The organism is Desulfitibacter alkalitolerans DSM 16504, from assembly GCF_000620305.1.
Classification (GTDB): Bacteria; Bacillota; DSM-16504; order Desulfitibacterales; family Desulfitibacteraceae; genus Desulfitibacter; species Desulfitibacter alkalitolerans.
On the sequence record NZ_JHVU01000025.1, the window covers coordinates 65,639 to 88,703 of the forward strand.

The window sequence follows — 23,065 nt, forward strand, 5'->3', positions numbered from 1 at the left end:
AGGAGCATTGCTTGCTGCAGGAAGAATAAAACGTGTGCTGATTGTTGCGCCACTTTCCATTCTGGGAGTGTGGGAAGACGAATTTAAACGGTTCGCAGATTTTCCATATCAGCTTGTAGTCCTTAATGGCACGATTCAGAAGAAAATCCAACAGCTAAGATTTTTAACTGGCGAAGGTATCCATGTGGTGGTAGTCAACTATGAATCAGCGTGGCGAATGGAAAAGGAACTGGCAAACTGGCATCCTGACCTTATCATTGCCGATGAAGGACACAAAATTAAAACTCATAATACAGCGGTTTCAAAAGCAATGCACCGGTTGGGCTTGCTTGCCCGGTGTCGGCTCTTGCTGACAGGAACGGTTATAACCAACAAAGCCATAGATGTATTCAGCCAGTACAAGTTTCTTGATCCTCGTATCTTTGGAAATAGCTTCTATGCATTCCGAAACCGGTATTTCAACATGGTTGGCTATGGCAACCATACGCCAGTGCTGAAAAAATCAATGGAACAGGATTTGATGAAAAGGATCCACAGCATCGCCTTCCGGGCGACCAAAGCGGAGTGCCTGGATTTGCCGGAAACCACCGATATTATTCGCCATATTGAGCTTGAGCCTGTCACTTTAAAGAAATATAAAGAGCTTGTCAAACAAAGCTATACTGAGCTGTCAGCAGGAGAAGTAACAGCTACAAACATACTGACACGCTTGCTTCGTCTTTCGCAATTAACCGGCGGCTTCATCGGAAGCGATGACGGTGGGAAAATCGAGCAAGTCAGTGATGCCAAGTTGAAAGCTCTTGAAGATATCCTTGAAAGCAGTATTCAAGAAGGACATAAGCTGGTTGTCATAGCAAGGTTTATCCCTGAAATTCATGCTATATGCAGGTTGCTGGAGAAAAAGAACATCGGCTATGCGTGTATTTATGGTGCGACTAAGGATCGCCAAGAGCAAGTAAACCGGTTTCAATGTGATCCCGACTGCATGGTGTTTGTAGGCCAGATTGCAACCGCTGGACTCGGTATTACGCTGACTGCTGCAAGCACAATGGTATTTTACTCCCTTGATTATTCCATGTCGAATTTCGAGCAGACAAAGGCCCGCATCCATAGAGTTGGACAGAAGAATGGCTGCACATATATCTACCTTATTGCCAAGGGTACTGTGGATTCAAAAATCCTGACTGCCCTACGCAATAAGGCAGATCTTGCAAAAATGCTTATAGACGACTACCGCAAAGGAGCAAATCCTTTTGCCCCAGAGGGAGGTGAAAGCTATGAGCGATAATGCGATGTTTGAACTTGCTGACCGTCTTAAGGAGCTTCGCGATGCAAAAAAGGCCGCGGAAGAGGAACTAAAAAGCATTAATGCAGAGATTGACGATGTTGAATACCGCCTGTCTGAGCTGATGATCAGCAGTGAGACGCAAAACTTCACAAGAGCAGGAACAATGTTCTGCCTTTCAACGACAACAAGAGCCAGTGCTGCCGCAGGCATGAAGGAAGAACTGTTTGACGCTCTGCGCAGTAAAGGCTTTGGAGAACTCATCTATGAAACAGTCAATGCAAATTCCCTGTCAGCATTTGTTAAAGAACAGATTGCGGAGAATGGGGACGAGCTTCCGGACTGGCTGAAAGGCCTTGTGAATGTCTTCGAAAAGACAACAGTAACTGTGCGGAAAGCAGCAAGATAAATAGCTTCAGAAAGCAATGCTCCAATATCAATGTTCAAGGAATAACTGTTCGAAGAACAATGCTTCAAAGAACAATGATATAGATTACATTTCAAATTCATATCAAATTCATATTTACGGAGGTATAAAAGCATGAAAAACAATGAACTCGTAACTATTAGCGAAAATACAGGTTTTCTTCAGCTCGCTGATTTCAATCTTGACGAGGCAATGGCATCAGAACTTGACGGTCTTGACATGACTTTTGAACGCATAAAAATCCCGTCCGCAGGCAGCACAGTATTTGAAGTGCCTGGTGAGAATCCCGGAGAACCTGATACTGTCAAGGAATTCTCAGCGGTAATTCTTTATCATCATCCACTTTATGCATACTACAAGGACAAGTATACCGGAGGCAGTAACCCACCGGATTGCGGAAGCTTTGATGGTATAACCGGCGAAGGAGACCCCGGAGGAAGCTGTTCTAAATGCCCATATAATCAGTTCGGTTCGGGGGAAAACGGCAGCAAAGCTTGCAAGAACCGCCGCAGGATATATGTACTGCGTGAAGGGGAGATTTTTCCGTTGATACTCTCATTGCCAACAGGATCGTTGAAAGAGTTTTCCCGCTACATCAAAAGGCTGCTTTCTAAAGGTAAAAAATCGAACAGCGTAGTTACCCGCTTTTCATTGAAAAAGGCGACTAACTCAAGCGGTATCACCTATTCCCAAGCTCAGTTTGCTGTAGATCGGGATCTGACCGCTGACGAATATGCGTTGATATCCAAGCTTTCCGAGCAGGTCAAAGCATTCAGTACCCGAGTCGGCCATGACACTGAACCTGCCGGTGAAGAGGTAATAAATGTAGACCCTGAATCAGGTGAAATTACTGAGCCGCTTAAGTGATCAAAGGCCCTATCGGAGGAACTTTCTATCTCCGATAGGGCGGAAAGGAGAACCGCATGGGATACAAATGTGTTTATATGCTATCTGAAATACAAGAGTATCTGAAAAACACTGTCCTATTTGCTTTCGATTTTGAAACCTCGCCTTGCGATAAATGGAGGAACGATAAAAGTGCAGCTCTGGATGCTCATAAAGCAGATATTACAGGAATCAGTTTTTCAGTATCAGAAGGGACTGCTATATATGTCCCACTTAAACATCGTAGCGGGCGAAATGCAGAGAATCAGGCGGCAATATGGGATTATCTGAAATTACTATTCGAATCAAAAGATGTAATAAAAGTTGCTCATAATCTGGCTTTTGAGTCTATGTTCCTTTACGCAAGATGTATCGTCCTTCAAAAGCCTTGCTATGACACGATTGCAGCATCACAACTTACATTAAAAAGCAAGTGGGAGTTCAGAAGTCTTGCTGACAGCGGACTTAAAACGCTTGCACCTGCACTCTGCAAAGCAGAAATGACAGAATTCTCAACGGTTACTGAAGGTCGGTTTTTCGATGAATTGAACCCTCAGGATGAGAAGACTGTCCGCTACGCTTGTGCTGACAGCGACTACACTCTTCGCTTGTATCATGTTTTCAATCAGTGGTTTGATAGATTTTTACCCAAACACAGAACTATTGTGGAAGAGGTAGAATCGCCTACATCAGTATATGTCGGGATAATGAAGTATAACGGCATATTGGTGGATAAGTCAGCCATGCTGAAGAAACAAGCGGAAGCCGCAGAAAAGATTGTCAGTATCAGAAAAGAGATTGCCGGAATTATCGGCAATGTAGAGATTGGGGCAAATGCTTCAACTTCAGCATTTAAAAAATATCTTTTTGTGGATCTCGGTCTTCCGGTAATGAAAACGACCGCAAAACATCAGGAAGCTGCCGATGATGAAACCATGATCCTATTAAAAGGATGGTGTGAATCCAACAGGCCTGAACTTGCTCGCTTATTTGAACTGGTGCAGGAATACCGCAAGTGGGGAAAACTCAAATCCACCTATATAGACGGGTATCTTCGATTTATCGATGAAAATACCGGCAGGATTCATCCGGATCTTATGCCACTGGGTACAGAGACAGGGCGGTTTGCTTCAAGAAATCCGAATATGCAGAATTGTCCGCAGAAAGACAATGACCCAATAGGCGTACGAAAATTTATCATTGCACCGGAAGGAAAGGTTCTTTTATCCCTTGACTTTTCACAGATAGAACTGCGCGTCGGAGCGTTTTATTGCAGGGACAAACGTATGCTGGAAACCTATCGTACTGGCGGTGATATCCATGCTCAGACCACTTCTGTTATTTACCGCATTCCTTTTGAAGAGGCAGCAGACAAAAATGCTCCGCATTATAAAGAGCGCAGGACCATTGCAAAGAACTGCAATTTCGGTGTGTTCTATGGCCTGTTTCCTACTGGCTTACAGAGAACACTTAAATTTAAAGCTGGGCTGAACCCAACTTTGTCCGAATGTGAGACCATCATTCAAAACTTGAAATCCGGATACCCCGGTCTTGCCAAATGGCAGGATGAGGTAAAAAAGCGGGCTGCTGTAAGCTGCTATTCAGAAACATGGCTGGGCAGGCGAAGATACTTGCTGGGAATTCGGTCATCAGATTGGGGCAAGAAGTCGTTTGCCGAGCGGTGCGCATTAAATACACCTATTCAAGGTACAGCGGCAGATATTCTAAAGCTTGCCTGTGGGCGCATCATCAGTGGACTTCCCGAAAGGCTTTGGCTGAAACCTATGCTGCAGATACATGACGAGCTGGTTTTTGAATTACCGGAAGACAAGGTGGACGAAGCAGTTGTTTTTATAAAAGAGTGTATGGAAACACAACCCTTCCCTGAATTTGATGTACCTATTGTGGCAGAGGCTTCGGTAGGAAGAAATTTTGGAGAAATGAAAGAAATGGAGGATTGATATTATGACTAATTTACAGGTTTTTAAGAATACAGAATTTGGAGAACTTAAAGTACTCGTTATTGATGGAAAGGAATACTTTCCTGCAACGGATTGTGCAAGGATGCTAGGATATAGTAACCCTCGTGATGCGATACAACGCCATTGCAAACCAGACGGGGTCGTGAAACACGACGGGGTCACCTTAACTACAAATCAATATGGTGTCTCGACTGAACAGCATGTTGAACGGACTTATATTACAGAGGGAAATCTATATCGTCTCATTATACGTAGCAAACTTCCTGCTGCTGAACGCTTTGAAAGATGGGTCTTTGATGAAGTGCTGCCCACGATCAGAAAATATGGAGTTTATGCTACAGATAAAGTTATCGAAGAGATGATTTCTAATCCGGAGTATGGCATCAGGATTTTCTCTGAACTAAAGGCAGAACGCGACAGGCGGAAAGCTTTAGAAATAGAAAATGCAAAGAATAAACAGATTATCAGTGAGCTAAAGCCCAAGGCGAGCTATTATGATCTCATATTGCAAAATAAAAGCCTTGTGCCGATCAGCAAGATTGCCAAGGATTACGGAATGTCTGGCCGCGCTTTCAATAAGCTGCTTCATGAGCTTGGAGTACAGTACAAAATGGGAAACTGCTGGCTTTTATATCAGGAGTACGCCGATCAAGGATACACGCAGTCCAAGACCCACGCTATTGATGCAGAAAGAAGCGTAATGCACACATATTGGACACAAAAAGGAAGGCTATTTATCTATGACCTTCTTAAAAACAAGAAAGGTATATTGCCTGTAATCGAACGTGAACAAAAAAGCGCATAGGCAGGGGGTAATACCATGAGTATCAGCAAGTTTAACGCGGAAGGATATTACGACCCCACACCCTATGAAGCACTGCTTAGGATTGAGCGAGAGGCCAGGAAAGCGCCTTACAGACCGATGGTATTTATCTGCAGCCCATATGCTGGTGATATAGAACGTAATATCCGTAAGGCTCAGGGGTACTGCCGCTTTGCAGTGAGCAGGAATTGCATACCTATTGCTCCGCACCTCTTGTTTCCGCAGTTTATGGACGACGATGATGAACAAATGCGAAATCTGGGCTTGTACTTTGGCATGGTATTGATGTCAAAGTGCTCAGAAGTGTGGGTATTTGGCAGAAAAATTACTAAAGGGATGTCCATTGAGATTGAAAAGGCAAAGCAGCGCAGCATTCCGATTCGGTATTTTAATGAACGATGCGAGGAGGTGCGGTGTAAATGAGCATCTCATTCCCTAAAGAATTAGCAAACCGGAAGCAATGGATCTGCTGGCGTCTGGAACCAAACACAAAGGACGGAAGAGACAGTAAAATCCCTTATAATCCCTTAACTGGTAGAAAAGCCTCAAGCACTAACCCAAACGACTGGTCGACGCTTGACGATGCGATTGCGGCAAAAGAACAATACCTCTATACCGGATTAGGTTTTGTATTCGCAAAAAGCGGAGGTTTAGTGGGGATAGACATAGATCACTGCCGCGACAAAAACACTGGGGAATTAAGCGATACCGCCAAGGATATCCTTGAGCGGTTTCCGTCCTATACGGAAATCAGCCCTTCAGGAACTGGGCTTCATATTTTCTATAAAGGGGAGATGCCTGCTAAGGGCAATAAAAACACTAAAACCGGCGTTGAAATGTATGCCCACAGCAGATACTTCACAATGACTGGCGAGCGACTGCCAGGGACTCCTGATTACATTGCTGAAGATAATGGAGCTCTAGCCTGGATACATGAGAATTATATCAAAAGTAAAAAGCGGAGAGGAAAAAGCAAGAAAGACAGTAAGGTGGTTAAGCTAGAGCCGCTTACAGATGAAGAAATTCTGGAGAAAGCCCGGACAGCCGAAAACCATAAGGAATTTAATCTGCTATGGGAAGGAAAATGGCAGGAAGCAGGGTATCCGAGCCATTCCGAAGCCGACCTTGCCCTTTGCTGTATGCTAGCTTTCTGGTCAGGCAAAAACAAAGAGCAGATGGACAGGCTGTTTAGAAATTCCGGGTTATTCCGGGAAAAGTGGGATACGGTACATCATGCAAGTGGAGCAACATATGGGCAGGAGACACTGGATAAGGCCATTGAAGTCACAGAGAACGTATACAGCCGCGAAAGCGAGTCAGTTATCTTTGAACATGAGGGCAGGTATTACCGCACCAGAGGCGAAAGTGTGTATCCTATAACAAACTTTATCATTCAACCGGTGGAGATGATTGTATCAGAAGATGAAACGCAGATGACTGCTGACCTTATTACAATTCGTGATGAAATATACCGCCAGACATTTATGACTACCGACTTCAATAACATCCAAAAATTTAAAAATATCTTGAACCGCCGGACGATATCCTTAGGCTATTTTGGCTCAGAAGGAGATTTGGAACTGCTGAAAGGTTATATATCTGAAATGGAGTGGGTAAGGAAAACAGGGGTCAAGGCTCTTGGGATTTATGAGCATGGCGGGCGGATGGTATATGTTTCAACGGATGGTGCCATTGAAGCCGGAAGCAACATTGTTGAAGATATCGTGCAGCTTGATAAGTATAAAAGCATAACAACCGATATCCTAATCTTTGAGCCATTGACAAAGGAACAGCTTATTATACTTGGTGAATGGCTCCTCAGCTATAACGAACCCATAAAAACGGTATCAGTAATGGCCTGGGTGGCCGGATGCTTTATTAAACCGCATCTTAAAAAATCAGGCATCAAGTTTCCTCATTTATTGCTTGTCGGAGAACAAGGCAGCGGAAAAAGTAATACATTGGAGCGGGTTATTCTGCCGGTATTTTCGTGCAGTAAAATCCGCGCGGCTACACAGGTTACTGCATTTACACTGATGAAGGAATCTGCATCATCGAATCTGATACCGCAGTTGATGGATGAGTTCAAGCCTTCAAAGATAGATAAGTTAAGGCTAAATGCCTTATACAACCATCTTCGAGATGCATATGATGGCCATGAAGGTGTCCGCGGTAGGGCGGATCAAAGTGCTGTTACTTATGAACTGTTGGCACCTATTATTGTAGCTGGTGAGGAATCGCCGGATGAAGCGGCCATCAGAGAACGGAGCATAGAATTGCTATTCAGCAAGAAGGACTTAAAACCAGCCAGCCATAGACAAGCATTTTATAAGCTGTGTGCAAAAGCGGATCTGCTTGGCAGCTTCGGTCGGAGCCTGCTGGATATAGCACTCAGAGTATCGGTTGCTGAGGCAGAGAAGTGGTATGAGGAAGCAAAGTCAGAGATATCTGATGAGTTTCCATCTCGTATCGTCAATAATCTCGCCTGTTGCTATGCCGGACTGAGCCTAGTAAACAAACTGTGTGAATTCCTTAATGTAACGTGGGCTGAAGTATTTCCCATTAACAAAGGGGCATGTATTCGATATCTTCAAAACGGTGTGCAGGAGTACTTGCTGGATGGCGGCAGCAATAACAAGACCATTGTAGAACAGACCCTGGAAATCATGGCCCGGATGAAACTGGCTCCGAATCAAGACTACACTTTTGATAAAGATGGCAAGGTTATCGGGATTCGTTTCTGTGATGTATATGACCGCTATACCAAGTACAGACGCGATTATGCAATCACTGGTGAATGTCTTCCATATAACCAGTTTTTGAAGCAATTGAGGCAAAGTGACTTTTTTATAGAGAGCAATAAAACGATGCGTTTCGGGAATGAAACAAAAAAAGCGTGGGCTCTTGATTTCTCGATACTGAAAGAGCGATGCGATGTGAGCGGCTTTGAAATCACAGATATTGAGCCTCTTTAGTATTGAAAAAGGTAACAAGGTAACAAAAAGGTAACGCCCGAAACGCTAATGAATAGCCACTTGTTACCGATGTTACCTTTGTTACCTCAACTTTATATATACGCGCGAAAGTACCATTGCTTTTTTTAAGACTAAAAAATATAAAAATAAAAATATTTGTGTATACACCTACCCCAAAAAGAGGTAACAAGGTAACAAAATCCTGAAAAGCGCTTGGGAAGCTGATTTATGAGATGCCTTATTTGGATGTTACGAGGTTATAAGAGGGAAAAAGGTAACATTTTTGGAGGATGAGCGGTTATGTCTGAAAGAAGTATTGTGACTAAAGTACTGCGGTACTTAAAGACAGTACCGGGGTGTTTCTGTTGGAAGGAACATGGTGGTATGTACGGGACAGCGGGGATACCAGATATTATTGCCTGTGTAAATGGGCGGTTTATAGCTTTTGAAGTAAAAACCCCATCGGGAAAGACAACAAAACTGCAGGAAGCAACTATAAGGAAAATCCTCAGTGCCGGAGGTGTGGCAGCGATTGTTCATTCGGTAGATGAGGTGAAGGTTATTCTGGAAAAGCATGGCCTTCTGCAAAGAACGAAGACATAACGAACAAGGGAACAAGCACTGCAAAGCAACGAAAAAAAGCATACTGCTTCAAAGATCAAGGTTTTTTATCTTGATTTTTTGGAGGTGCGATATGCTGATTGCATGGCAGTATTTAGATAAAAAAGCGGCTGCTGTTGAAGCTTTGAAAGATTACAGCAGCATGCAGTACATTATCGAACACAGTGATGAGGATATATATGAAATTGAAACCCGTATGACAAGCCCTCATAGTGCAAAGATTACCGGAGTTCCGGGCAAACACAATCCCAAAAGCGGCGAAGAACGCCTTGCTGCTTGCCTTGACGAGATTGATGTGTTGAAAGAACGTTACAGACGGGCATTGGAATATATGGAATGGTTCAAGCCTGCTTGGGAAGCCCTGTCGGAGGAAGAACAGTTTATACTGACAGAATTTTTTGTTAATGATGTGAGCAAGACAGAAGCTGTAGCAAACATCGGAGAGAAGCTGTTTCTTGAAAGAGCACAGGTGTACCGCAGGAAGGACAAGGCACTTAATCATCTGGCACTGCTTTTATACGGGAAGTAGTAATGAGATTTCTATGAGATGTAAAACACAGGTATCCAATATATAATGATATCGTGAAAAAATGACATTAAAACGCATAAGCCCTTCGGGGCTTTTTCTTATGACATAAAACGGGAGTGAAGAAAGATGTACGATAATTGTTTTGGCAGTAACGGAAGGAATGGCTGCAATATCCTGACTGTACACAAGTGCTTGCAAGATAAATGTTCCTTCTATAAAAGCACCCAGGAGTTAGAGGAAGATAGAAAAAAGGCTTATCTTTTGCTTGCAGCTTTACCACCCGATATGCAGAGATATATTTCAGATAAGTATTATAACGGCAGGATGCCATGGGCAAAAAGTAAATGTTCTGTTTAGTATTCCAGATGAGATTTTTATGAGATGAAATTCAGTAAAAAACCAAATATAATGGTATTGTGAAAAGTTATGGATAAGCCTTCATGGGATGAACCTGTGAGGGCTTTTTTATACGCGTAAAGGAGGTGGCCAGATGCCAAGAAAACCAAAAAGGCCTTGCTCCTTTCCTGGCTGTCCTGAACTGACGGACGGAAGGTACTGTGACATGCATCAAAGGCAAATGGATGCTTATTACAGCAAATACGAACGAGATCCCCAAACAAGAAAATGCTATGGCCGGAGATGGAAACGCATCAGGGACAGATATATCTCAGAGCATCCGCTTTGCGAGGAGTGCCAAAAGTACGGAAGGCTTACACCAGCCGAAGAGGTACATCATATTATCCCTTTATCCAAAGGCGGAACCAATGCAGACAATAACCTTATGAGCCTGTGCAAACAATGTCACTCATCGATCACTGCTCGCGAAGGAGAACGATGGGCAAGACGGTAGGGGGGTCAAAATCTCTGGTGAAGCAGTTTTGTGCAACGGGCGGGGGGTCACGCGCGAAAAATCGCAGTTTCAAACGGGGTATATCCCCTGTTTATTTTTACATGAATCGAGGTGATGTGTATGGCAAAGGACGGTACCAACCGCGGCGGGGCACGTATCGGTGCAGGACAGAAGAAAAAACCTCTGGCGGATAAGATTTTGGAAGGAAATCCCGGCAGACGAAAGCTCATGGTAATGGAGTTTACGGATGCTGCGGAACTGGAAGGAGAGAGCATGCCGCCACCGAGGGATTATCTTGCTGCAAAGCAGAAGAACGGAAAAACAACACTGGCGGTGGAAATATACGAAAAAACATGGCAGTGGCTTAAGGAACGCAGGTGTGTTCACCTTATCCCTGCGCAGCTTATAGAGCAATATGCCCAGAGTGTGGCGCGGTGGATCCAGTGCGAGGAATGTATCACTGAATTTGGCTTTCTTGCTAAGCATCCGACGACTGGCAATGCCATCCCGTCACCTTATGTGGCTATGAGTCAAAGCTTCATGAAACAGGCCAATAACCTGTGGTATCAAATTTATCAAGTCGTGCGGGAAAACTGTGCTACCGAATACAAGGGGGCCACTCCCCACGATGATGTGATGGAAAAACTCCTGACAGCCAGGAGGGGTGGCTGATGCATAAAACAAATTCAATCTTTCTTAGGGAACTAAGAAAATATAAAGACCATTTAACGAAGCAGCAGTTTAAGACTCTGCGGGGACAAGTAATAAACGGAGATTGTGAGGGCGCAAAAAAGGGTCTTAAGAAAATATTGAACAGGAGAATGCAGCATGAACATACAAAAAATATCTGTTGAAAAACTTAATCCAGCAGCATACAACCCGCGCAAGGATTTAAAACCCGGCGATAAGGAATATGAAAAGCTAAAACGGTCAATAGAGGAATTTGGCTATGTGGAGCCTGTTATCTGGAACCAAAAAACAGGTAATGTGGTAGGCGGGCATCAACGCTTAAAGGTTTTGCTGGACTTGGGACAGACTGAGATAGATTGCGTCGTTGTAGATCTTGACCTGCAGAGAGAAAAAGCGCTTAATCTTGCTCTTAATAAGATTCAGGGAGAGTGGGACGAGAATAAACTGGCTGAACTGATGGCCGAGCTTGACGCAGGCGCGTTTGATGTGTCGCTCACAGGATTTGACGCTTCTGAAATAGACGAACTGCTCAACCGATGGTATGCCAAGGAAGCGGTGCAGGACAGCTTTGACATAGATAAAGCGCATGAGGAAATTGTGCAGTGCGAGCCTGTAACGAAGCGGGGCGATATCTGGCTTCTCGGGAATCATCGCTTGATGTGCGGTGACTCTACTAAGGATGAGGATTTTGAGAAGTTGATGGAAGGGTGTCACGCACAGATGGCAGTGACTTCCCCTCCATATGGGGTAGGCAAAGAATATGAAAAGGCTGGGATTGAACCATGGTTCGAGACAGTACGCCCAGTGATTAGAAACCTGTGCAAGTATGCAGATATTGTCTGCTGGAACTTAGGTGATCTCTATGCCACCGGCTCTCAGTTTATTGAACCCACCAGTGTTTACAGTGTGAATATGTTTTTGGCCAATGGTTACCGCCCTATCTGGATCCGCATTTGGAAGAAACAAGGGCAAAATTTCGGCGTAGGACCTTATCATCTTGTTTCAAACAAGCCGGTTCAGCAATATGAGTATATTTCAGCCTTCAGCAATAAAGGAGAGACTGAGGAATATAACGATCAGGAATATGTATGGCTTTCAGCCTTTGCGGGACACAGTTATAAATTTGTGAAACGGCTTACAAAGGAAGAACGCAAGAAATGGGGCTATGCTGGGATATGGGAGATGACCACTGTACGGGCAAACAAGGAGCATCCTGCAATGTTCCCTGTGGAGCTTCCATGGCGGTGCATCAAAATGCACAGCGACAAAGGCGGTATTGTGCTTGAGCCGTTCTCTGGTAGCGGAACTACTATAATTGCGGCTGAACAGACCGAGCGTAAATGCTACGCAATGGAGTTATCCCCTGTTTACTGTGATTTAGCTGTTAAGCGCTGGGAGGAATTCACCGGTGAAAAAGCCATCAAACTGGAGGGTTAAGATTTATGGATATACTGAAAATACCAACAGAAAAACTAAAACCATCTAAATATAATCCGCGGAAAGATTTAAAGCCTGGTGACCCTGAATATGAAAAATTACGTCGGTCTATTGAAGAGTTTGGATATGTAGAGCCGGTTATATGGAATAAACGCACCGGGAATATTGTCGGCGGACATCAGCGTTATAAAGTACTTACAGCTTTGGGGTATAAGGAGATCGACTGTGTTGTAGTTGATTTGGATGAACAGCGGGAAAAGGCGCTCAATGTTGCACTGAATAAAATCAGTGGCGAGTTTGATATTCCGCTTTTGACCGATCTGCTTATGGATTTAAATGAAGATGGTTTTGACGTTTCTCTTACCGGGTTTGATGCTTCGGAAATTGATGAGTTGTTCCGTGATAAAACAACCGCTAATGTCAAAGAAGATAATTTCGATACAGAAAAGGCAATTGCAGAGATTAAAACTCCGGTTACCAAAAAAGGCGACATATGGGTACTTGGCAGCCACCGTCTGATGTGCGGTGATAGCACCATGCTTTCAGATGTGCAAAAGCTGATGAACGGACAAAAGGCGAGATTTGTTTTCACTGACCCACCCTGGAATGTTGATTACGGTTCAGATACCAGGCATCCAAGCTGGAAGCCAAGACAAATTCTAAATGACAATATGAGCACCGAAGAATTCGGCGCTTTTTTATTGCGCGCTTTTAAATGCATGAAAGAGGTTTCTGAAGCCGGATGCATGACCTATGTGGTAATGAGTGCTCAGGAATGGGGCAGTTTGATGAACGTCATGCGGGAGGCAGGGTATCACTGGTCGAGCACAATTATATGGAAAAAAGACAGCTTGGTACTATCAAGAAAGGACTATCATACCCAGTACGAGCCGATCTGGTACGGTTGGCTTGAAGGAACACGCCTTTGCCCGCTTAAAGACCGTAAACAGTCAGATGTTTGGGAGATACCCCGTCCTAAAGTATCGGAGGAGCACCCTACCATGAAGCCGGTATCGCTTGTAGCAAAGGCAATGCTCAATAGTTCCCATATTGGAGATTTAACTCTTGACCTGTTCGGTGGTTCTGGTACGACAATGATTGCAGCGCAGCAGACCGGGCGGGTTTGTTTTATGATGGAGCTTGACTCGAAATACTGCGATGTGATTGTAAAGCGCTATGTTTCACAATTTGGCGCAGATTCAGTATTCTTGGTAACAGGTAGTAGAAAAATACCTTACGCGGAAACACAGATTGATTAAAAATGTCCTTGCTTTCCCCTCAAAACAGAGCGTTAATGTACCCCGCCAATAAAGAAAGGTGGGATTTTTTATGATCATCAGAGCAATTTCAGCTTTTCCGGAGGGAGGTGTACGGAATGAGAAATAACAGCTTCCGCTTTTCACAGAAGGTTGCCGGCCAGGAGAGGAAAGTCATTGCCGCAATAATCGCCGAGGCCCTCGGAGGCCAGGTGCGCTATGCCGGAGCGCCGGGCTTTACCTACGAAGCTGATGGCTGGACGGTTGACAGGGACAGCGTGGTGCATTCGCCGGAAATCGGCCTTGACAAAATCAAAAGCGTCAGGCCGGTGATCGACGCGATGAATATCGCCGGGCTGTCAGCGGAGGAAAACATGACGATTGCGCTTGCTTTGCACGGCTTTGGCGAGGCGAGCCTTGAAAACCTTAAAAACCTGCTGGCAAGCAAGGAAACGCTGCTCAAGAAAGCGCTGTCTGTCAAGCGCAATATTGAAGTTTCGGCTGAAAACGGCGAAATCACATTCCCTTTTTGGAATGCGACTTTAAATGCCGACGAGGTGCAGACATATATCACGCTTGCAAGGCAGATGGCGGAACAGGCCGGGACACAAAAGCGCGTGCTGGCTGCCGAAAAACCGGCGGACAATGAAAAGTATGCCTTCCGCTGCTTCCTGCTTAGGCTGGGGTTTATCGGGGATGAATTCAGAACTGAGCGCAAGGTGCTGCTTTCAAGGCTGTCCGGCAACGGGGCGTACCGGAAAGGCAGAGCAAAGGCGGCGGATGGAGATGACTGATTTTCAAAACACCGCCTTCTTTGTGCGGCGTCCGTTTGCGATCGAGGATTTGAGAAAACCGCATCCGCATAAGGAGGAAAAGCCTTTTGCGGTTGTGAAAACTATCGGGCTTTCAAAGATTGACTATGAGAACTTTATTGCCGATCTGTGCGTCGGCCGCCGGTTTATCGAGGAAAATAAGGAACTCTGCCGCATTGACGAAGACGGGGTATGGCAATGCCTGCTGGTACAGCGGCGCGGGCGGCCGGACGGAGTCCTGGTGATGCCGGACGACACGGATTATCCCAAATACGCCGCATATTATCCGGGAGGAGAGGATTGAAAGATGAGCGCAGGAGGCTTTCCTTCAAAAGAAACTGTTCAAAGGCTGAGAGAGGAATATCCGCCCGGAACGCGCGTGGAGCTCATCCGCATGGATGATCCGTACGCCGCGCTGAAACCGGGAGATCAAGGCACTGTTTCATTTGTGGATGATATAGGGACTATTTTTGTGGATTGGGACTGCGGTTCAACCCTCGGCGCGGCCTATGGCGCGGACATGATCAGAAAGCTGTAAATGTACACAAATTAAGACGCGAAAAATTGCTCAAAATCCTGCGGAAACTCATGCAGAATTGCCTTGCTATCCTGTGTTTTCAATGGCCTAATGTACACTGCCGAAGGGCAGAAAACACAGAGAAAGCGAGGAGAATGGCGCAATGCTTGAAACGAGATTCGGGATCGAGGTAGAATTTACAGGTATTACAAGGGCGCAGGCGGCAAAGGTCGCCGCGGAGTTTTTGGGCGGGAGGGTCGAAAGCGGCAGCGACTACTACAACACGCAGAAAGTTATCGCGCCGGACGGACGGGTTTGGAAATTCATGAGCGACGGGAGCATCCGGACGCAGAAAAAGGAACGCGGCCGGATTGTGGAGGCGGGCTGGGAATACAGCGTGGAGCTGGTAAGCCCCATACTCACCTACCGGGAGGACATTGAAACCCTGCAGGAGCTGATCAGGAGGTTCCGCAAGGCGGGCGGCTTCAGCAACAGCAGTGCAGGAATTCATGTCCATCTTGACAGCGCAAACCACACGCCAAGAAGCATCCGCAACTTCATCAACATCATTGCCAGCAAGAACGACCTGCTCTACAAGGCGCTGCAGATTGAGCCGGAAAGGATGCGTTTTTGCAAGAAGATGGACGCGGCGCTGGTGGAGAAGATAAACCGCCGCAAGCCGAAGACCATGGCGGCCATTGAGAGCATCTGGTATGAGGGTTACAGCGAAAGCCGCAGCCAGCGATATCATGGAAGTCGGTACTATTTTCTCAATCTGCACAGCTTTTTCAACGGCAACGGTACGATCGAGCTTCGCGGCTTCAACAGCGAACTCCACGCCGGGATAATAAGGAGCTACATCGTCCTTGCCTTGGCGCTCAACCATCAGGCGCTGACGCAAAAATGCGCTTCCAGCAAAAAGCCGCAGGTCGAGAACGAGAAGTTTGCCATGCGGACATATCTCAACCGCATAGGACTTATTGGTGATGAGTTCAAAAATTGTCGGGAGCACCTTTGCAAACACTTGGGCGGCAACGCGGCATGGCGGTTTCGGGCGGCATAGATAGACAAGCGCAGGGGCGGATCTCCGCCCCTGCCTTGGTAAATACAAGGAGGATGATACGATGAGCAAAGAAAAAGGAACCATATATTTAGCATACGGAAGCAATCTGAACTTAAGGCAGATGGCATACCGCTGCCCGACGGCAAAAGTGCTGGGGAGTGCAAAACTCACAGGCTACCGGCTGTTATTCCGGGGCGGCAATGGAGGCGCGGTGGCGACGATAGAAAGGCAAAAAGGCGGAAGCGTGCCGGTACTGCTCTGGAGAATCACGCCTTATGACGAGGAAGCGCTGGACCGCTATGAAGGCTATCCGCATCTATACCGGAAAGAAACGGTTAAGGTGCGTTTCAAAGGACAGTGGTTGTCCGCAATGGTGTATATCATGGATGAAGGTAGACATTTGGGAGCACCGGGTCGTTACTATTACGAGGTAATCCGGCAGGGATATATGGACGCGGGCTTTGATATTTCCGTTCTCAATAAAGCGGTGCGGGATTCGGCGGCGCAGGAGACGGGAGATATAGGGAAAGACGCCGCCGGCATAGAAATTTCATAGAAATCCACTTGATGAGAGGAACTTCGTAAGGAGGTTCCTTTTTTCTTGTTCACTTTCAGGAAGGGAGGCGGCAAAGCTGCGGAAGTTAAAGCGATATAAGCCAACCAAGTTTATGGCGGAAGGTTCCCGATACGACAAGGAAGCGGCGGACGCCGCCGTTGCCTTTATAAACTGCCTGAAGCATACCAAGGGCGAATGGTACGGGATGCCCTTTGAGCTTATTGACTGGCAGGAGCAGATTGTCCGGGATATATTCGGCGTCTTGAAACCGAACGGATACCGGCAGTTCAACACTGCCTATATAGAAATCCCAAAAAAACAGGGGAAGAGCGAGCTTGCGGCGGCCATCGCCTTATACCTTACCTGCGGTGATTTCGAGCATGGCGGCGAGGTTTACGGATGTGCATCTGACCGTCAGCAGGCATCCATTGTTTTCGATGTTGCAGTAGATATGGTGGAACAGTGTCCGGCATTAAAGTCTCGAATTAAACCAATGCTGTCGCAGAAGCGGCTGGTATATAAACCGTTAGGCAGTTTTTATCAGGTGCTTTCAGCGGAGGCATATACGAAACATGGGCTAAACGTCCATGGTGTGGTATTTGACGAACTTCATGCCCAGCCAAACAGGGATCTTTATGATGTAATGCTTCACGGATCTGGCGATGCAAGAAAACAGCCGCTGTTTTTCCTGATTACAACTGCTGGCACAGACCGCAATTCCATCTGCTGGGAAGTACATCAAAAGGCTGAGGATATTCTTCAAGGGCGTAAGATAGATCCGACTTTCTACCCTGTTATCTACAGCGCAGCCGATACCGATGACTGGACAAGTGAAAAGGTATGGAGAAAGGTTAACCCGTCACTGGGCATTACAGTCGACATCGAAAAATTGAGGGTGGCTTGTGAAAATGCCAAGCAAAATCCTGCAGAGGAAAATTTATTCCGTCAGCTCCGCTTAAATCAGTGGGTGAAACAATCGGTGCGCTGGATGCCAATGGATAAATGGGATAAGTGTGCGTTTCCTGTTGATGCAGAAAAATTGCGCGGCAGAACCTGTTACGGAGGACTTGACCTGTCATCTACTACCGATATTACCGCCTTTGTGCTGGTGTTTCCACCGCTTGATGAATCTGATAAATATCAGATTCTACCTTTTTTCTGGATACCGGAGGAGAATATTGATCAGCGTGTGCGGAGAGATCATGTGCCTTATGATGTCTGGGAGAGGCAAGGCTTTTTATATACCACTGAGGGTAACGTCGTGCATTATGGCTTTATCGAAACCTTTATTGAGGAACTCGGAATGAAATATAACATTAAGGAAATAGCCTTTGACCGCTGGGGCGCAATTCAGATGACGCAAAACCTCGAGGCTTTGGGGTTTACGGTTGTTCCATTCGGTCAGGGTTTCAAGGATATGTCGCCGCCTACAAAAGAGTTGATGAAGCTGACATTGGAAGAACGCATCGCCCATGGTGGTAATCCAGTACTGCGGTGGATGATGGACAATATCTATGTCAAAACCGATCCCGCCGGAAACATTAAGCCGGATAAAGAAAAATCCACCGAGAGAATAGATGGTGCGGTAGCGTTAATTATGGCGCTTGACCGCGCGTTAAGGCATGACGGGGATGAACGCAACGGATCAATTTATGATGAAAGGGGGCTGTTGATTATATGAGTGTATTTTCCCGTTTGTTCAAAGCAAGGGATAAGCCGAAAAACAGCCTGTTCGGTAATGCATATAGCTTTTTCTTCGGCGGCACATCCAGCGGAAAAGCTGTCAATGAGCGGACTGCTATGCAGACAACTGCAGTGTATGCCTGTGTAAGGATACTTGCAGAAGCCATCGCCGGGCTTCCGCTTCATGTGTACCGCTATAAAGAAGACGGTGGCAAAGAAAAAGCGCTGACCCACCCGCTCTATTATTTACTCCATGACGAACCAAACCCTGAGATGACTTCATTCGTGTTCCGAGAAACACTGATGAGTCATCTTCTTTTATGGGGAAATGCTTACGCTCAAATTATTAGGGACGGTTCCGGACGAGTGCTGGCGCTTTATCCACTTTTGCCAAACAAAATGACGGTAGACAGGGCTCCAAACGGAGAACTGTTTTACACTTATCGGCGCGACAGCGATGAGAGCAGGGTTAATCCAAAAGCAGGCCTTATATACCTACGAAGTGATGAGGTTCTTCACATCCCGGGACTCGGTTTTGACGGACTGATCGGATACTCCCCTATTGCTATGGCCAAGAACGCCATAGGCATGGCTATTGCCTGTGAGGAGTATGGTGCATCCTTTTTTGCCAATGGTGCAAATCCGGGTGGCGTTCTGGAACATCCCGGCGTATTAAAGGATCCGGCAAAGGTGCGAGAAAGCTGGAACGCTGTTTATCAAGGCAGTGCCAACGCCCACCGCATTGCCGTTCTGGAAGAGGGCATGAAATTCCAGCAGATCGGCATCCCGCCGGAGCAGGCACAGTTTTTGGAGACAAGAAAGTTCCAGATAAACGAAATTGCCCGGATATTCCGCGTGCCTCCCCATATGGTTGGAGACCTTGAGAAGTCGAGCTTTTCAAACATCGAGCAGCAGTCGCTGGAGTTTGTCAAATATACACTTGATCCATGGGTGGTGCGATGGGAGCAGGCCATCCAAAAGGCGCTGCTTTTGCCGTCGGAGAAGCGGACATACTTTGTCAAGTTCAACGTGGACGGCCTTCTGCGCGGGGATTATGCCAGCCGCATGAACGGCTATGCCGTGGCGCGCCAGAACGGCTGGATGTCGGCCAACGATATCCGTGAGCTTGAGAACATGAACCGCATTCCCGCGGAACTGGGCGGCGACCTGTATCTCATCAACGGCAATATGCTTCCGCTGTCGCAAGCAGGCAATTTTTATGATAAGGAGGCAGATAAGAATGCAAGCAAAAATGCGGGCAGATAAGCCCCAAAACCCGCAAAACCCGGAGCGCGGATTGGGTCCAGCGTCACGCTGGTGGAACTGGGTGCAAAACGATGACGGCAGCCGGACTCTGTACCTTGACGGGCCCATAGCCGAGGAAAGCTGGCTTGGAGACGAAGTAACTCCCAAGCAGTTCAAATCGGAGCTGTTGTCCGGAGAGGGAGACATAACGATCTGGATCAACAGCCCGGGCGGCGATGTATTTGCGGCCAATCAGATTTACAACATGCTGATGGATTACAAAGGCAAGGTCACCGTAAAGATTGACGGTATTGCGGCCAGCGCCGCGTCGGTCATTGCCATGGCCGGAGGCGACGTCTTCATGTCGCCGGTATCCATGATGATGATCCACAACCCGATGACCATAGCCATCGGCGATACGGAGGAGATGGAGAAAGCCATCGCGATGCTGGAGGAGATCAAGGAATCCATCATCAACGCCTATGAGCTGAAAACCGGGCTATCCAGGGCGAAAATATCGCACCTTATGGATGCCGAAAGCTGGTTTAATGCAAGGAAAGCGGTGGAACTGGGCTTTGCCGACGGCATCCTGTTTATGGAGGACGAATCGTCCCCTTCCGAGTTTGAAATATCTGAGGGGATGATCTTTAGTCGGCAGGCTGTTACTAATTCCATCCTGCAAAAGCTTGCATATAAAGAAAAACCAAAAGGAACCCCGGTTGAGTCGCTTGAAAAGCGGCTTTATTTATTAAAACCATAAGGAGGAATTCGACCATGAGCAAAATACTGGAACTGCGCGAAAAACGCGCGAAAGCCTGGGAAGCGGCCAAGACTTTCCTCGACGGCAAACGCGGAAGCGACGGGCTGCTTTCACCTGAGGACACCGCAACTTATGAGAGAATGGAAGCCGACGTTATTGCGCTGGGCAAGGAAATCGAACGGCTGGAGCGCCAGGCCGCCATTGACCTGGAACTGTCAAAGCCGGTCAGCAATCCCATCACCAACAAACCCGCTCCTCAAGGCGAAACCAAAACCGGCAGGGCAACTGACGAGTATAGGAACGCGTTTTGGAAGGCCATGCGCAACAAGCTCAGTTTTGACGTACAGAACGCCTTGCAGGTAGGAACTGAAAGCGAAGGCGGGTATCTTGTGCCCGACGAATTTGAGCGTACTCTTGTGGAGGCGCTGGAAGAGGAGAATATCTTCCGCCAGATTGCCAATGTCATTACAACGTCCAGCGGCGACAGAAAAATTCCGGTGGTGGCAAGCAAGGGCACCGCGTCCTGGGTGGACGAAGAAGGCCAGATCCCGGAAAGCGACGACTCCTTTGCGCAGGTCTCCATCGGAGCTTACAAGCTGGCGACCATGATCAAGGTGTCCGAGGAACTGTTAAACGACAGCGTGTTCAATCTTGAGCAGTATATCGCCAGGGAATTCGCCCGCCGCATCGGAGCAAAGGAGGAGGAAGCCTTCTTCATTGGGGACGGTTCCGGCAAACCTACCGGAATTTTGGCTAATAACGGAGGCGGCGAGGTGGGAGTGACCGCGGCAAGCGCGGCAGCCATTACCCTTGACGAGATCATGGACTTGTTCTACAGCCTCAAGTCTCCCTACCGCAGAAACGCGGTGTTTATAATGAACGATTCAACCGTCAAGGCCATCAGGAAGCTTAAAGACAATAACGGTCAGTATCTCTGGCAGCCTTCTGTAACTGCTGGAACACCGGATACTATCCTCAATCGTCCAGTTAAAACTTCTGCATTTATGCCAGCCATTGCCGCCGGAGCAAAAACGATTGTATTCGGCGATTTTTCTTATTACTGGGTGGCAGACCGTCAAGGCAGGGTTTTTAAGCGGCTTAATGAGTTGTATGCTGCGACCGGACAAGTTGGATTCATGGCAACCCAGCGTGTAGATGGAAAGCTGGTACTGTCTGAAGCAGTCAAGATACTGCAGCAGAAATCAGCTTAATGAAAACGGAGGTGCTGCGGCATGGAACTTTTGGAGAAGGTTAAAGCAAACCTCATATTGCAACACAACGAAGATGACGCACTTTTACAAGAGTATATCAAAGCCGCAGTGGCCTATGCGGAAAGTTACCAGAAAAAGCCGGAAGGATATTATGCCGAAAACCCCATGCCGCCTACTACTGAGCAGGCTGTCATTATGCTGTCGAGCCATTTTTATGAAAGCAGGGATGGCTCGACGGCTGGCTTTTTTGGGGATAGTGTGCAGGCAGGACAGCAGGTATGGAATACAGTTAATCTATTGCTGCGGCTTGACCGGGATTGGAAGGTGTAAATATGGGCTTTGGGAAAATGAAAACTTTTGTGGATATTATTTCAACCAAGCCGGTTAAGGATAGTGAGGGTTTTACTGAAAAAGGTGATGTCATTCTCGCTTCGGTAAGGGCATACAAGGAAGATAGGCATGGCAGTGAAAAATGGGCAAACAGGGCGGCGTTTTCGCAGGCGTCTGCCCTGTTCCGCTTCCGTAGGATCCCTAACCTTGAAATTACCACAGATCTTGTACTCGTTTGCAGCGATGGCAGGTACAACATTATCAGTGTAGAGGACGTAAAAGGACGTGGAATGTATATTGAGGTGCTTGCGGAAAAGGTGAAATCAAGTAAAGCATAAGAGGAGGGGGCCGCAACGTGGCTAAGGTGGAAGTTAAAATGCCGGAAGAGTTCTTGCTCAAGTTATCCAGACTTGGAGAAAGAACAGACGAAATCATACCTAAGGTGCTGGAAGCAGGCGGAGAAGTGGTACTTTCAAAAGTGAAGTCCAACCTTCAGTCAGTTATCGGGAGCGGCACTAAATATCCGTCCAGAGCAACCGGTGAATTGGTAAATGCTTTGGGACTCTCTCCTGCCAAACAGGACAGGGATGGAAACCACAACATAAAAATCGGCTTTACTGAACCAAGGAAGGATGGGGAAAGTAATGCGAAGATTGCTAATATTATTGAGTATGGCAAGTCCGGGCAGCCTCCAAGGCCCTTTTTGAAACCGGCAAAATCAGCTACAAGGAAGTCCTGCATCGAAGCAATGAAGTCAAGACTGGAACAGGAGCTGGGTCGTATATGAGCATATTGTCAGAATTAAACTCGTTATTGGATGGTTTGGGTATCCCCATTGAAACCGGGGTATTTAGCGGTGTACCGCCAGATGAGTACCTTGTCATTACTCCGATGACAGATACATTTGAAGTTTTTGCAGACAACCGGCCTCAGGTAGAAACCCAGGAGGTAAGGTTGTCTTTATTTATAAAGGGAAACTACACTGCCCGTAAAAACGAAATAGTGAACACATTGCTTCAAGCAGGCTTTACCATTACCGACAGGCGGTATATAGGCCATGAGGACGATACCGGCTATCACCACTATGCCATTGATGTGGCAAAAGAGTATGAAGTAAAGGAGGAATGA

General features: G+C 46.7%; 28 protein-coding genes. All 28 read left to right on the forward strand.

Features of this window, described 5'->3' with window-relative positions:
- Positions 1-7 precede the first annotated feature (7 nt).
- The 28 genes from K364_RS22755 to K364_RS0103505 all read left to right on the forward strand — a co-directional run bounded on the left by K364_RS22755 (position 8) and on the right by K364_RS0103505 (position 23,065).
- A complete protein-coding gene (locus K364_RS22755; protein WP_242841644.1) occupies positions 8-1,288 on the forward strand; it encodes a DEAD/DEAH box helicase in 1,281 nt (426 codons plus the stop codon).
- The gene (locus tag K364_RS0103375) at positions 1,278-1,694 is read left to right on the forward strand and encodes a gp33 family protein (RefSeq protein WP_028306836.1); all 417 of its coding nucleotides are present in this window, start codon (positions 1,278-1,280) and stop codon (positions 1,692-1,694) included. Before K364_RS22755 ends, K364_RS0103375 begins: the two co-directional genes overlap by 11 nt.
- 132 nt (positions 1,695-1,826) lie before the next feature.
- Positions 1,827-2,579, forward strand: coding sequence for a hypothetical protein (locus K364_RS0103380; protein WP_028306837.1), 753 nt, complete (start codon positions 1,827-1,829; stop codon positions 2,577-2,579).
- Positions 2,580-2,635: 56 nt separating this feature from the next.
- Positions 2,636-4,558, forward strand: a complete 1,923-nt coding sequence (locus K364_RS0103385) for a bifunctional 3'-5' exonuclease/DNA polymerase (protein WP_028306838.1) — start codon at positions 2,636-2,638, stop codon at positions 4,556-4,558.
- 4 nt (positions 4,559-4,562) lie between these two features.
- Positions 4,563-5,384, forward strand: a complete 822-nt coding sequence (locus tag K364_RS0103390; RefSeq protein ID WP_028306839.1) for a phage antirepressor — start codon at positions 4,563-4,565, stop codon at positions 5,382-5,384.
- 15 nt (positions 5,385-5,399) lie between these two features.
- Positions 5,400-5,825 (forward strand): DUF7768 domain-containing protein, encoded by a 426-nt coding sequence (locus tag K364_RS0103395; protein ID WP_028306840.1) that lies wholly within the window; start codon positions 5,400-5,402, stop codon positions 5,823-5,825.
- Positions 5,822-8,377, forward strand: coding sequence for a phage NrS-1 polymerase family protein (locus K364_RS0103400; RefSeq protein ID WP_028306841.1), 2,556 nt, complete (start codon positions 5,822-5,824; stop codon positions 8,375-8,377). Before K364_RS0103395 ends, K364_RS0103400 begins: the two co-directional genes overlap by 4 nt.
- 300 nt (positions 8,378-8,677) lie before the next feature.
- Positions 8,678-8,980, forward strand: coding sequence for a VRR-NUC domain-containing protein (locus K364_RS0103405; protein ID WP_028306842.1), 303 nt, complete (start codon positions 8,678-8,680; stop codon positions 8,978-8,980).
- A 91-nt stretch (positions 8,981-9,071) separates the two neighbouring features.
- Positions 9,072-9,527: a hypothetical protein gene (locus tag K364_RS0103410; protein WP_011838164.1), complete on the forward strand. Its 456-nt coding sequence runs from the start codon at positions 9,072-9,074 to the stop codon at positions 9,525-9,527.
- A 126-nt stretch (positions 9,528-9,653) separates the two neighbouring features.
- A complete protein-coding gene (locus K364_RS0103415) occupies positions 9,654-9,884 on the forward strand; it encodes a hypothetical protein (RefSeq protein ID WP_028306843.1) in 231 nt (76 codons plus the stop codon).
- A 133-nt stretch (positions 9,885-10,017) separates the two neighbouring features.
- Positions 10,018-10,377, forward strand: a complete 360-nt coding sequence (locus K364_RS0103420; protein WP_028306844.1) for an HNH endonuclease — start codon at positions 10,018-10,020, stop codon at positions 10,375-10,377.
- A 120-nt stretch (positions 10,378-10,497) separates the two neighbouring features.
- Positions 10,498-11,049 (forward strand): P27 family phage terminase small subunit, encoded by a 552-nt coding sequence (locus K364_RS0103425; RefSeq protein WP_003515999.1) that lies wholly within the window; start codon positions 10,498-10,500, stop codon positions 11,047-11,049.
- On the forward strand, positions 11,049-11,231 hold the full coding sequence (locus K364_RS0103430; RefSeq protein WP_004400063.1) for a hypothetical protein: 183 nt from the start codon (positions 11,049-11,051) through the stop codon (positions 11,229-11,231). Before K364_RS0103425 ends, K364_RS0103430 begins: the two co-directional genes overlap by 1 nt.
- Complete coding sequence (locus tag K364_RS0103435; protein WP_028306845.1) at positions 11,206-12,504, forward strand: site-specific DNA-methyltransferase; 1,299 nt, start codon at positions 11,206-11,208, stop codon at positions 12,502-12,504. The genes K364_RS0103430 and K364_RS0103435 overlap by 26 nt, the downstream gene beginning before the upstream one ends.
- 5 nt (positions 12,505-12,509) lie before the next feature.
- Positions 12,510-13,763 (forward strand): site-specific DNA-methyltransferase, encoded by a 1,254-nt coding sequence (locus K364_RS0103440; RefSeq protein WP_028306846.1) that lies wholly within the window; start codon positions 12,510-12,512, stop codon positions 13,761-13,763.
- A 116-nt stretch (positions 13,764-13,879) separates the two neighbouring features.
- A complete protein-coding gene (locus K364_RS0103445; protein WP_028306847.1) occupies positions 13,880-14,554 on the forward strand; it encodes a virulence factor in 675 nt (224 codons plus the stop codon).
- On the forward strand, positions 14,547-14,876 hold the full coding sequence (locus tag K364_RS0103450) for a hypothetical protein (RefSeq protein WP_028306848.1): 330 nt from the start codon (positions 14,547-14,549) through the stop codon (positions 14,874-14,876). The genes K364_RS0103445 and K364_RS0103450 overlap by 8 nt, the downstream gene beginning before the upstream one ends.
- Before the next feature lie 3 nt (positions 14,877-14,879).
- On the forward strand, positions 14,880-15,110 hold the full coding sequence (locus K364_RS0103455) for a DUF4314 domain-containing protein (protein ID WP_013297311.1): 231 nt from the start codon (positions 14,880-14,882) through the stop codon (positions 15,108-15,110).
- A 142-nt stretch (positions 15,111-15,252) separates the two neighbouring features.
- A complete protein-coding gene (locus tag K364_RS26050; protein WP_084295471.1) occupies positions 15,253-16,152 on the forward strand; it encodes an amidoligase family protein in 900 nt (299 codons plus the stop codon).
- A gap of 61 nt (positions 16,153-16,213) precedes the next feature.
- Positions 16,214-16,708, forward strand: a complete 495-nt coding sequence (locus K364_RS0103465) for a gamma-glutamylcyclotransferase family protein (protein ID WP_028306850.1) — start codon at positions 16,214-16,216, stop codon at positions 16,706-16,708.
- A 76-nt stretch (positions 16,709-16,784) separates the two neighbouring features.
- A complete protein-coding gene (locus tag K364_RS0103470) occupies positions 16,785-18,389 on the forward strand; it encodes a terminase TerL endonuclease subunit (RefSeq protein WP_028306851.1) in 1,605 nt (534 codons plus the stop codon).
- Positions 18,386-19,657 carry a phage portal protein gene (locus K364_RS0103475; protein WP_028306852.1) on the forward strand — a complete coding sequence of 424 codons (1,272 nt, stop codon included), beginning with the start codon at positions 18,386-18,388 and terminating at the stop codon, positions 19,655-19,657. The genes K364_RS0103470 and K364_RS0103475 overlap by 4 nt, the downstream gene beginning before the upstream one ends.
- Positions 19,644-20,396, forward strand: a complete 753-nt coding sequence (locus tag K364_RS0103480) for a head maturation protease, ClpP-related (protein WP_051533789.1) — start codon at positions 19,644-19,646, stop codon at positions 20,394-20,396. The genes K364_RS0103475 and K364_RS0103480 overlap by 14 nt, the downstream gene beginning before the upstream one ends.
- A gap of 14 nt (positions 20,397-20,410) precedes the next feature.
- The gene (locus K364_RS0103485; RefSeq protein WP_028306854.1) at positions 20,411-21,607 is read left to right on the forward strand and encodes a phage major capsid protein; all 1,197 of its coding nucleotides are present in this window, start codon (positions 20,411-20,413) and stop codon (positions 21,605-21,607) included.
- A gap of 21 nt (positions 21,608-21,628) precedes the next feature.
- Positions 21,629-21,937 carry a head-tail connector protein gene (locus K364_RS0103490; protein WP_028306855.1) on the forward strand — a complete coding sequence of 103 codons (309 nt, stop codon included), beginning with the start codon at positions 21,629-21,631 and terminating at the stop codon, positions 21,935-21,937.
- A 2-nt stretch (positions 21,938-21,939) separates the two neighbouring features.
- Positions 21,940-22,275, forward strand: a complete 336-nt coding sequence (locus K364_RS0103495; RefSeq protein ID WP_028306856.1) for a head-tail adaptor protein — start codon at positions 21,940-21,942, stop codon at positions 22,273-22,275.
- A 17-nt stretch (positions 22,276-22,292) separates the two neighbouring features.
- On the forward strand, positions 22,293-22,724 hold the full coding sequence (locus tag K364_RS0103500) for an HK97 gp10 family phage protein (RefSeq protein ID WP_014256681.1): 432 nt from the start codon (positions 22,293-22,295) through the stop codon (positions 22,722-22,724).
- Complete coding sequence (locus K364_RS0103505; protein WP_003516028.1) at positions 22,721-23,065, forward strand: hypothetical protein; 345 nt, start codon at positions 22,721-22,723, stop codon at positions 23,063-23,065. Before K364_RS0103500 ends, K364_RS0103505 begins: the two co-directional genes overlap by 4 nt.

What these genes read in the sequence shown, in the direction of transcription:
- K364_RS0103375 (WP_028306836.1), top strand. Translation starts at nt 1,278, where the DNA reads ATGAGCGATAATGCGATGTTTGAACTTGCTGACCGTCTTAAGGAGCTT.
- K364_RS0103380 (WP_028306837.1), top strand. Translation starts at nt 1,827, where the DNA reads ATGAAAAACAATGAACTCGTAACTATTAGCGAAAATACAGGTTTTCTT.
- K364_RS0103385 (WP_028306838.1), top strand. Translation starts at nt 2,636, where the DNA reads ATGGGATACAAATGTGTTTATATGCTATCTGAAATACAAGAGTATCTG.
- K364_RS0103390 (WP_028306839.1), top strand. Translation starts at nt 4,563, where the DNA reads ATGACTAATTTACAGGTTTTTAAGAATACAGAATTTGGAGAACTTAAA.
- K364_RS0103395 (WP_028306840.1), top strand. Translation starts at nt 5,400, where the DNA reads ATGAGTATCAGCAAGTTTAACGCGGAAGGATATTACGACCCCACACCC.
- K364_RS0103400 (WP_028306841.1), top strand. Translation starts at nt 5,822, where the DNA reads ATGAGCATCTCATTCCCTAAAGAATTAGCAAACCGGAAGCAATGGATC.
- K364_RS0103405 (WP_028306842.1), top strand. Translation starts at nt 8,678, where the DNA reads ATGTCTGAAAGAAGTATTGTGACTAAAGTACTGCGGTACTTAAAGACA.
- K364_RS0103410 (WP_011838164.1), top strand. Translation starts at nt 9,072, where the DNA reads ATGCTGATTGCATGGCAGTATTTAGATAAAAAAGCGGCTGCTGTTGAA.
- K364_RS0103415 (WP_028306843.1), top strand. Translation starts at nt 9,654, where the DNA reads ATGTACGATAATTGTTTTGGCAGTAACGGAAGGAATGGCTGCAATATC.
- K364_RS0103420 (WP_028306844.1), top strand. Translation starts at nt 10,018, where the DNA reads ATGCCAAGAAAACCAAAAAGGCCTTGCTCCTTTCCTGGCTGTCCTGAA.
- K364_RS0103425 (WP_003515999.1), top strand. Translation starts at nt 10,498, where the DNA reads ATGGCAAAGGACGGTACCAACCGCGGCGGGGCACGTATCGGTGCAGGA.
- K364_RS0103430 (WP_004400063.1), top strand. Translation starts at nt 11,049, where the DNA reads ATGCATAAAACAAATTCAATCTTTCTTAGGGAACTAAGAAAATATAAA.
- K364_RS0103435 (WP_028306845.1), top strand. Translation starts at nt 11,206, where the DNA reads ATGAACATACAAAAAATATCTGTTGAAAAACTTAATCCAGCAGCATAC.
- K364_RS0103440 (WP_028306846.1), top strand. Translation starts at nt 12,510, where the DNA reads ATGGATATACTGAAAATACCAACAGAAAAACTAAAACCATCTAAATAT.
- K364_RS0103445 (WP_028306847.1), top strand. Translation starts at nt 13,880, where the DNA reads ATGAGAAATAACAGCTTCCGCTTTTCACAGAAGGTTGCCGGCCAGGAG.
- K364_RS0103450 (WP_028306848.1), top strand. Translation starts at nt 14,547, where the DNA reads ATGACTGATTTTCAAAACACCGCCTTCTTTGTGCGGCGTCCGTTTGCG.
- K364_RS0103455 (WP_013297311.1), top strand. Translation starts at nt 14,880, where the DNA reads ATGAGCGCAGGAGGCTTTCCTTCAAAAGAAACTGTTCAAAGGCTGAGA.
- K364_RS26050 (WP_084295471.1), top strand. Translation starts at nt 15,253, where the DNA reads ATGCTTGAAACGAGATTCGGGATCGAGGTAGAATTTACAGGTATTACA.
- K364_RS0103465 (WP_028306850.1), top strand. Translation starts at nt 16,214, where the DNA reads ATGAGCAAAGAAAAAGGAACCATATATTTAGCATACGGAAGCAATCTG.
- K364_RS0103475 (WP_028306852.1), top strand. Translation starts at nt 18,386, where the DNA reads ATGAGTGTATTTTCCCGTTTGTTCAAAGCAAGGGATAAGCCGAAAAAC.
- K364_RS0103480 (WP_051533789.1), top strand. Translation starts at nt 19,644, where the DNA reads ATGCGGGCAGATAAGCCCCAAAACCCGCAAAACCCGGAGCGCGGATTG.
- K364_RS0103485 (WP_028306854.1), top strand. Translation starts at nt 20,411, where the DNA reads ATGAGCAAAATACTGGAACTGCGCGAAAAACGCGCGAAAGCCTGGGAA.
- K364_RS0103490 (WP_028306855.1), top strand. Translation starts at nt 21,629, where the DNA reads ATGGAACTTTTGGAGAAGGTTAAAGCAAACCTCATATTGCAACACAAC.
- K364_RS0103495 (WP_028306856.1), top strand. Translation starts at nt 21,940, where the DNA reads ATGGGCTTTGGGAAAATGAAAACTTTTGTGGATATTATTTCAACCAAG.
- K364_RS0103505 (WP_003516028.1), top strand. Translation starts at nt 22,721, where the DNA reads ATGAGCATATTGTCAGAATTAAACTCGTTATTGGATGGTTTGGGTATC.